This is a genomic window from Pseudoalteromonas sp. ESRF-bin5 (genome assembly GCF_002632075.1).
Classification (GTDB): Bacteria; Pseudomonadota; Gammaproteobacteria; order Enterobacterales; family Alteromonadaceae; genus Pseudoalteromonas; species Pseudoalteromonas marina.
The window spans coordinates 1-9005 of record NZ_NTLW01000208.1 but is presented as its reverse complement, the minus strand read 5'-3'; the positions used below and the strand labels follow the sequence as shown (position 1 = coordinate 9005).

The 9005-nt window shown below is 39.2% G+C and carries 9 protein-coding genes and 1 pseudogene; 4 read left to right on the top strand and 6 right to left on the bottom strand.

Translation table 11 applies throughout. From position 1 onward, the window contains the following. A partial coding sequence (locus BCG07_RS12555) for a tetratricopeptide repeat protein (protein ID WP_286890387.1) occupies positions 1-411 on the top strand: 411 nt, incomplete at its 5' end. 814 nt (positions 412-1225) lie between these two features. Here the strand turns inward: BCG07_RS12555 and BCG07_RS12550 are convergent. From BCG07_RS12550 to BCG07_RS12535, 4 genes are all read right to left on the bottom strand, one after another. After that, positions 1226-1546: a hypothetical protein gene (locus tag BCG07_RS12550; RefSeq protein ID WP_006794611.1), complete on the bottom strand. Its 321-nt coding sequence runs from the start codon at positions 1544-1546 to the stop codon at positions 1226-1228. A gap of 8 nt (positions 1547-1554) precedes the next feature. Beyond that, on the bottom strand, positions 1555-2223 hold the full coding sequence (locus tag BCG07_RS12545; RefSeq protein WP_006794610.1) for a nuclear transport factor 2 family protein: 669 nt from the start codon (positions 2221-2223) through the stop codon (positions 1555-1557). Positions 2224-3023: 800 nt separating this feature from the next. After that, positions 3024-3725 (bottom strand): purine-nucleoside phosphorylase, encoded by a 702-nt coding sequence (deoD, locus tag BCG07_RS12540; RefSeq protein WP_006794609.1) that lies wholly within the window; start codon positions 3723-3725, stop codon positions 3024-3026. A 14-nt stretch (positions 3726-3739) separates the two neighbouring features. Next, positions 3740-4957, bottom strand: coding sequence for a phosphopentomutase (locus BCG07_RS12535; RefSeq protein ID WP_008132937.1), 1218 nt, complete (start codon positions 4955-4957; stop codon positions 3740-3742). A 192-nt stretch (positions 4958-5149) separates the two neighbouring features. Between BCG07_RS12535 and udk the strand changes: the two genes are divergently transcribed. The 3 genes from udk (at position 5150) to BCG07_RS12520 (ending at position 8004) form a co-directional block, all read left to right on the top strand. Then, complete coding sequence (gene udk, locus BCG07_RS12530) at positions 5150-5782, top strand: uridine kinase (protein ID WP_006794607.1); 633 nt, start codon at positions 5150-5152, stop codon at positions 5780-5782. Positions 5783-5799: 17 nt separating this feature from the next. Then, entirely contained in the window at positions 5800-7026 is a 1227-nt protein-coding gene (locus BCG07_RS12525) for a NupC/NupG family nucleoside CNT transporter (protein WP_008132935.1), read from the top strand. Between the two features lie 267 nt (positions 7027-7293). Then, a complete protein-coding gene (locus BCG07_RS12520; protein ID WP_286890385.1) occupies positions 7294-8004 on the top strand; it encodes a substrate-binding periplasmic protein in 711 nt (236 codons plus the stop codon). Between the two features lie 306 nt (positions 8005-8310). Here BCG07_RS12520 and BCG07_RS12515 read toward each other — a convergent pair whose 3' ends face one another. Then, positions 8311-8520 carry a cold-shock protein gene (locus tag BCG07_RS12515; RefSeq protein ID WP_002959120.1) on the bottom strand — a complete coding sequence of 70 codons (210 nt, stop codon included), beginning with the start codon at positions 8518-8520 and terminating at the stop codon, positions 8311-8313. A gap of 239 nt (positions 8521-8759) precedes the next feature. Then, positions 8760-9005, bottom strand: a pseudogene (locus BCG07_RS12510) (hypothetical protein); the annotation flags it as partial.

The following is a 9005-nucleotide window of genomic DNA, read 5'->3' as shown; positions in this document are numbered from 1 at the left end:
AGTAACCAAGAACGTATATCGATTACAAATGAGGTTCACTCGTTGTGGATGCGCGCAAATTTAGAAAGTGATTATGCTAATAAAATCGAGATTTTTGATGAAATTTTAAAGCGTAAACCTGAAGACGTTGAGGCTATTGCTTACAAAGCTGATGCCCTGCTTGAAATTAATCAAACCGCCAAAGCGATTGATTTATGTAACCAAGCAATTGATATAGATAGCGATTACGGTTATGCGTATTGGCAACGCGCGTGTGCGTTTGCGTTAATACACGAACACGCCGATGCGCTGGCCGATATAAAAATGGCACTTGAGTATTCACCTAACTTACGTAATGAGTTACTCCACGAAAGTGCATTTGCAAGCCTTCACGATAATAATAGCTTTAATACTATTGTGGCAGGCGAGTAAGTTTAGCTTGCTTATATAGTTTGTAAAAAAGAGCGAAAGCTCTTTTTTTATGGCTGTAATAAAGTCCTGTGCTTTGTGTATTAAGGTTTTAAAAGATTATTATTCACAAAGAGGTTAAGAGGCGCTGCGCTTTTAGAGTTAGGGACTAAGTAATTTAATATTTGACCTGAAATGAGAAGCGGCGCTTCTAACGTGAGCAAGCTCTACGTCTACAAGACAAGGCTAAGCATTGCCCATATCATTATGTTTTCTCATTTTCTTCTCATTCTGTTCTCTTTGTGCATTTAAATTTTAAAGCCCATTATTCACAAAGAGGTTAAGAGACGCCGAGCTTTTAGAGGTAATGAAAATCCTTATATTCACAATGCCGTGGCTGAATACAGCCTGTAGAAGCGTTTTAGTTATGCTATAAAAGTGATTGTTTGGACTTCCCAGTTTTACCACCGAGAAGTGAATGAGAAAAAAGGAGCAGTGACTAACCAATATTTTTTAACTCTGTGTAGCGCGAAGCGCCTCGGTGCACTCTGTGGTGGTATGTATTTTTAAGTAATAAGAAGCTACGCTTCTAACGTGAGCAAGCTTTACGTCTACAAGACAAGGCTAAGCATTGCCCAGATCATTATGTTTTCTCATTCGCTTCTCTTTGTGTATTACTGTTTTAAAGCCCATTATTCACAAAGAGGTTGAGAGACGCTGCGCTTTTAGAGTTAGGGACTAAGTGATTTGATAAAGGATTACGTAAGCAGGCTTTAGGTATAAAGCATACGTACTCAGTATACCTTAGCCGCTTTACTTATATTTGAAGCTTTAGCTGTTAGCGTTTAAAGTACAAATCGATTGCTTTGGTGAGTAGCTCGTCGAGTTGCTCTTCAAAGCCATCCATATCGATTTCAAAGTGACTAAAGTACTTTCTAACCTGCAATTGCGATAGATTACGGCTTTTTACGCTGTATTGGCGTTCGTCTTTTTGTTTATCGTAACGCGGTAAAAAAACGAATTGTGCATAATAAGGTGACTTAATATGCTTGTTAGCATAACGACAAAAATCTTCAATATGTTGTGCGCCTTCGGGGCCTAAACAACCGGGCTCTACTCGGTACATTAAGCGAAGTTTTTTGTCGTCAGTAATTTGCATAATAATCCTTAACGAAAAAATAATACGCGAATTATTTTTCCGTTTTTAATTTGATAGCTCGATACAAGCTCTGAGCGTTTATCTATTACGTTCTCGTCTGCTGAGCAGGTTTCTGATAGCTCATGGTCTATTACTATATCACCATGGACTATGCGTTTAATTGGCGATGAGTGAATACACTTTAGCTTTTTAAACATTAAACCATAACGTGCTATTAGTTTTTCTTTTCCTTTAAATAATAGCTCATTGGGGAAAATATAAAACTCTACATCTTCATCGTAAACACGAATAAACTCTTCAATGTTGCGCGCGTTATAGGCTTTTATAAGTTGTTCAACCACAGCAAGTGATTCGCGTGATTGCTTGGCTTTGGCTTGCTGTTTAGCTGTTAAGGCCTCTTTTGCTTGGGCTACTGCTTTTTCTGCTTCGGCTACGGCTGCTGCTTTTTCTATTTTATTTTTAGGCTTTTCAACTGGTTTTGGTGTTTCATCGCCTAACACTTTTGAGTCGTCTGGTTTGGTTGGGTCAACAACCGGTTTTTTAAGCTCAGGGGCTTTGTATTCTAGTGTGTTTACTTTTTCATCCGCTTTTTGCTGATCGGTAGTAGACTCTGTGGCATAGCTATTTACTGCTAGCGTAAAGGTAAATAAAGCAAAAAAAATAGATAACGATTTCATAACTTTCCTAATAAAAACACTAAGCGTGTACTGTATTGCAACATAGCAAATTTTAACGTTTTCGGGTAGCAATTAAATAAATGACCTTGGCTTTCATAGCGAAGTTTAGCTTGAGTTTAACCCAGCTTTAAAATAACTTTGTTAAACACATAATTTTTAATGATGGTATGAAAAGTGATTGCTTCACCTCCAAGAAGTAAAGGAAAGGACAGAAGCCGTGACTAGTTGTTACTCCTGTTTTCTCGGTGTAGCGCGAAGCGCCTTGGTGCACCCGGTGGTGATACCTTTTTAAGTAACAAGAAGCTACGCTTCTAACGTGAGCAAGCTCTACGTCTACAAATCAAAGCTAAACTATGACCTGTTCACTTTGTCTTCTCATTTACTCCTCATTCGCTTCTCTTTGTGCATTAAGATTTTAAAACCGATGATTCACAAAGAGGTTAAGAGGCGCTGCGCTTTTAGAGATAGTGACTAAGTGATTTAATATTTGACCAGAAGTGAGAAGCTACGCTTTTAACGTGAGCAAGCTCTACGTTTACAAAACAAGGCCAAACTATGTCCTGTTCACTTTGTTCTCTCATTTTCTTCTCATTCTGTTCACTTTGTGCATTACGTTTTTGAAAGATTATTCACAAAGAGGTTAAGAGACGCTGCGCTTTTAGAGTCTGGTACTCATGATTTTATAATTATTAAGGCATAAAAAAAGCCGCATAAAATGCGGCTTTGGAGGTTAGTCTCACTTCACTTTGGGCGTGTCTCCAAAACTTAGTGAATACGTTACCAAGGAACTGTTTTATTGATTAGATAGACTCTAATGCAATTTTAACCATTTCGTTAAACGTGCTTTGACGTTCATCGGCTGGTGTTGCTTCGCCAGTGATCACGTGGTCGCTTACGGTAAATAATGCCATTGCGTTTGCGCCGTACTCAGCTGCAACGCCGTATAAACCGGCTGTTTCCATATCTACAGCTAGCACGCCTAACTTATCTAAATCTTTGTAGAAAGTGTCGTCTGCTTGGTAGAAAGTGTCGGTTGTGAATACGTTACCTACTTTTGCTTTAATACCTAGCTCTTTTGCTGCATTAACGCCGTTTAAAAGTAGGTCGAAGTCTGCAATTGCAGAAAAGTCGTAACCACGAACACGTGCACGGTTTACGTTTGAGTCTGTGCTTGCACCTTGTGCAAAAATTACGTCACGGATTTTAATGTCGGTACCAATACCGCCACATGTACCAATTCGTATAATGTTTTTTACGCCAAAGCTAACAATTAGCTCACGTGCATAAATAGACATTGATGGAATACCCATGCCTGAACCCATAATGCTTACTGGCTTACCTTTGTAAGTACCTGTAAAGCCAAACATGTTGCGTACACCAGTTACTTGTACTGCATCATCTAAAAAGTTTTCAGCAATATATTGCGCACGTAGCGGATCGCCTGGCATTAAAACTGTTTCGGCGAAATCACCAACATTTGCATTTATATGAGGAGTACTCATTCGTTGTTTCCTTTTTATTTTGGCGCGTTTAATTGAGTTAAAAAGCTGTCGCCATATTCAAGCTCAGACAAGTTAAACCACTGTGCTAGTGTTTGACCAATATCTGCAAAACTGTTTCGTTCACCTAGCGGCGTATTATCCATACCAGGCTTATACGCTATCACAGGTACGTATTCACGCGTGTGCTCAGAACCTGGAAAGGTTGGGTCACACCCGTGGTCGGCAGTGATCATTAATACATCATCTGCATTTAACTGGTTTAGTATAGTTGGTAAATAGTCATCAAATTCTTTTAATGCTTTAGCGTAACCTACCGGGTTACGGCGATGACCAAATTTTTCATCAAAATCAACCAAGTTGGTAAAAATTAAGCTGCGATCAGGTGCTGTTGAAATAACCTCGCTGGTTTTTTCAAGCAAGTTCATAAGCCCTGGTGCTTTGTGCTTTTGGGTTATGCCTTGATGCGCGTATATGTCTGAAATTTTACCAATACTAATTACTTCGCCGCCGTCTTTTGCTAAAACATCTAACAATGTTGGTGCTGGCGGAAGTACTGAATAGTCACGACGATTACCTGTTCGTGCAAAGTCTTGACTATTTGAACCCAAAAATGGCCGCGCAATCACTCGCCCTATATTCATTTCATCAAGCAGCGCCCGTGCGATTTCGCAAACTTGATAAAGCTTCTCTAGGCCAAATGACTCTTCATGCGCGGCTATTTGAAACACGCTATCAGCTGAGGTGTAACAGATTGGTTTACCTGTTTTTACGTGCTCTTCACCTAGCTGTTCTAATATGGTTGTTCCCGATGCATGGCAATTGCCTAAAATGCCAGGAATACCTGTACGAGCTATAAACTCGTCTACAAATTCTTGTGGGAAACTGGGCTGTGTTTTTGGGAAATATCCCCAATCAAATAACACAGGTACGCCAGCCATTTCCCAATGGCCTGATGGAGTGTCTTTTCCGCTAGAAAGTTCTTTAGCGTAACCCCATGCACCTTGTGGTGCTTGGCGGTCTGAAACTAAACACGTTTCTCCACCGGCGGCTTCACAGGCGTCTACTAAACCTAATTTAGATAAATTAGGAAGCGAAAGTGCGCTGCCTGTTTCGTCGTAATATGCTTTTAGTAAGTGAGCGAATGTATTGGCGCCAAGATCACCAAATTTATCTGCATCTGGTGCTGCACCGATTCCTAGGCTATCTGCCATTAAGATAATTGCTCTTGCCATTTTGACCTCACTTTGTTTCTAGGTGGTTACTTTATCTGCTGAACGATTTTTCCGTACAGGACAAAAGTCCTGTTTCATAAAACCTAAACATTATAAATTTGCGTTCTTAAGCGAAGCAAAAGAGATTAATCGTGTCTTTTTTGCTATTGTGATCTACCAACAATATATCCTTCTGTGTGGGTGAGAACTTTAGTGACACGAACAACTATTATAGCTATTGCTGGCGCGTCTGCGTCGGGCAAATCTCTGTTTAGCCAAACTATATACAACGAGTTGGTTAATGAGCTTGAACCGGGCGCAATTGCCATTATTGAAGAAGATGCTTATTACAAGGATCAGTCGCATTTGCCGATGGCTCATCGTACGCAAACGAACTACGACCACCCTGATGCATTTGAACATGAGTTAATGCTTGAACATTTAACTCAACTTCGTAGTGGAAATTCAGTAGAAGTACCAACATATGATTATGCACAGCATACCCGCAGCGATAAAACGCGACGTGTAGCCGCTGCAAAAATTTTAATTGTTGAAGGTATTTTATTACTGAGCGACAAAGCGCTAAATAAAGAATTTGATATTAAGGTATTTATAGATACTCCTTTAGATATCTGCTTAATGCGTCGTATGCAACGTGATATGGAGCAGCGAGGCAGAACGTTACAATCTGTTGTTGAACAGTATCAAGCAACTGTAAGACCGATGTTTTATCAATTTATTGAGCCTTCTAAGCATAATGCAGATTTAGTAGTGACTCGAGGCGGCATGAACCGCGTTGCGATTGATATTATAAAAAGTAAAATTAAATATTTACTACAAGAATAACAACGGGAAACATTTGTATGACAACATTTATGAGCTTGGTAGGCATGTGTGTGCTGCTGGGCATTGCCTTTGCCGCGTCAACTAATCGCAAGGCAATTAATTTAAGAACCGTTGCTATAGCATTTGCAATGCAAGTTGTTATTGGCGGCTTTGTTCTGTTTTTTGACGCAGGAAAAAACGTATTAGCAAGTATGTCAGCTGCCGTTTCATCGGTTATTGGCTACGCGAATGACGGGATTGGCTTTTTGTTTGGCCCACTGGCATCGCAAGACACGCTAGGTTTTATTTTTGCAATTCAGGTTTTGCCCGTTATTGTGTTTTTCTCAGCGCTGGTCGCTGTTTTATATCACATAGGCATTATGGACTGGATAATTAAAATTTTAGGCGGTGGTTTACAAAAGCTTTTAAAAACCTCGCGTACAGAATCACTTTCAGCGACGGCAAATATATTTGTTGGCCAAACTGAAGCGCCGTTAATTGTTAAACCGTTTATAGCAACAATGACCAAATCTGAGTTATTTGCTGTAATGGTAGGTGGCTTAGCCACTGTAGCTGGCTCTGTAATGGCTGGTTACGTAATTATTGGTGTAGAGCTTAAGTACTTAATTGCAGCCAGCTTTATGGCGGCACCAGGTGGTTTTTTAATGGCAAAAATGATTGTGCCAGAAACCGAAACACCTAAAGATAACTTAGCTGATTTAGATTTAAACGACGATGATAAACCGGTAAACGTAATTGATGCTGCTGCATCAGGTGCGGCAAATGGTATGCATTTAGCACTTAATGTTGGTGCAATGCTACTGGCATTCGTAGCGTTAATTGCGCTTCTAAATGGTTTATTAGGTGGTGTAGGCGGATGGTTTGATCATCCAACATTAACGCTACAAGAAATTTTAGGTTATGTATTTGCTCCTGTTGCATGGTTACTCGGTGTACCGTGGGATGAAGCAATTATAGCCGGCAGTTTTATTGGTCAAAAGATAGTAGTAAACGAGTTTGTTGCTTACTTAGACTTTATAAATTATCGCGATACGTTAAGTGCGCACACACAAGCAATTGTTACGTTTGCTTTGTGTGGATTCGCTAACTTATCATCGATAGCCATTTTACTAGGTGGGTTAGGCGGTATGGCGCCTAGCAGGCGGAAGGATATCGCACGCTTAGGGCTCAGAGCAGTGTTAGCAGGATCTATGGCTAACCTTATGAGCGCAGCAATTGCTGGGTTTTTCCTCTCGCTAGCTTAGAAACTTAAGAGATGAACCGGTGTTGCAAAACAAGAAGTTAGTACTTTAAGGGGTTAAAGTGCTAGCTGACTTGAACGATACTTCACCAAGGGCCGCAAGGCCCTTTTATCGTTTTAGGGCTTTAATAAAGTTACCTTCCTTCCTATATCCTCTCTTTATTTTCATTATGAGATTTTTACAACTCAAATAACCACTAATACTTTGTAAATTTAACAATTTTAAACCACACTTAATTAAGTGTTTCCAAGCCTAAATTGACTAGTTGTAGTGAAATATAATCTGACCTTTTTTATCCTTTTTTTATCATTTAGCACTTTAGCTGAAGAGCCTTTGCTGGTTGTTACAGAATTAGCACCACCTAATCAAGTTTTAATAGACGGTGAAGTTCAAGGTAAAGGGACACAGTACATAAGAGATATATTTAAACAGGCTGGTTTAACACCAGACATACAAATGTACCCTTGGGCCCGCGCCTACAAAATGGCGAGCGAGGAAAAAAACACGTTTATTTACAGCATTGCTCGCACGCCAGAACGTGAAGATCAATTTCAGTGGGTAGGGGAAATTGGTCGCTTTGAAATGGGATTTGTTGGGCTATCAGACAGAACCGATATAGTAATCAATAATATTAACCAAGCAAAAAATTACAAAATAGCTATGCAACATAACGACTTCTCGACCCAAACTCTCACTAAAATGGGGTTTGAGGGCGTTATAACTTCAGATATACAGCATTCTTATAAGTTACTACTAGCCAAAAAAGTAGACCTAATATTGGATGACCCGCTTTATATGCTCCAATATAGTGATTACTTTAAACTTAAACCGGGCCACTTAAAATTTATTTTTAAAATAGATGCATTAACAACGGTTGCTTATTTAGCTGCAAATAAAGATACAGATAAAGTTCTTATAGAAAAAATGGAAGAAGCGCACAAACAAGTGAGCAAAACTAAAAGAAGCCCTTACGGTAAATGAGATAAATTACACGCGGCTTTTGAATTAAATGATGTGCAGGTGAGGTAAATAATTAACAATAAGTGGTATTCGCTCAGCGGTACTTGAACTCTCTCTTTTACGCTTTTACTAATTAAAGCTATACAGGCTTTTTATTAGCACCTAACCCTGTCACTAAATAGGTGTTTATATTAGACCTTGGGGTCAAATAGAACCACTTTAATTGTGATCCTTGGTATTAGGTCGTGGTTGTTGAATAAGTTAGGTTTGTTTCAGACACAAAAAAAGCGCCCTAGGCGCTTTTTTTCATTTTACTTAAAAGTAAAATTATACAGCTGTGATGTTATCAGCTTGAGGACCTTTTTGACCTTGTGAAAGAGTGAACTCTACACGTTGGCCTTCAGCTAAAGTTTTGAAACCTTCGCTTTTGATTGCTGAGAAATGTGCGAAAACGTCTGGGCCATTTTCTTGCTCGATGAAACCAAAACCTTTAGACTCGTTGAACCACTTAACTGTACCTGATACGATGTTAGACATTGTAATATCCTGATATAAAAATAAAAAATATGCTCATATGAGCGGGTGTAGCAAAAAATGAGATGGTACTTTAAAAACTTCAGGACGGTACTACAAGTATTACTTATACAACAACGAAATGGAGATTTATAGCTTACATGCTTTCTTTCTAGCTGCGGCCCACTATATAGATAACCAAATATAAGTCAAGCACTTCCTTATTTTATTGAGCAATAAACAATCAACCTATATTTATATGCTTAAAATTCAAATTCTAGGGCAAGTCTAAAACTGTGGTTTTTTTCAGACTGGCTAATTTCACTTATAAAGCCAGCTTCCCATTTTAGCTGTTTTTGCCCTTCAAACCGGTATAGCCCAATAAACCCGGGCCCAATTCCGATAAAATCTTCCCCTGCATATAACTCAATAGAGGGTTGAAACGCAGACAAGTATCGGTAACGATATTGTACCCTAAACTCTGTTTCCCATTCGTTCTCTATGTCTTG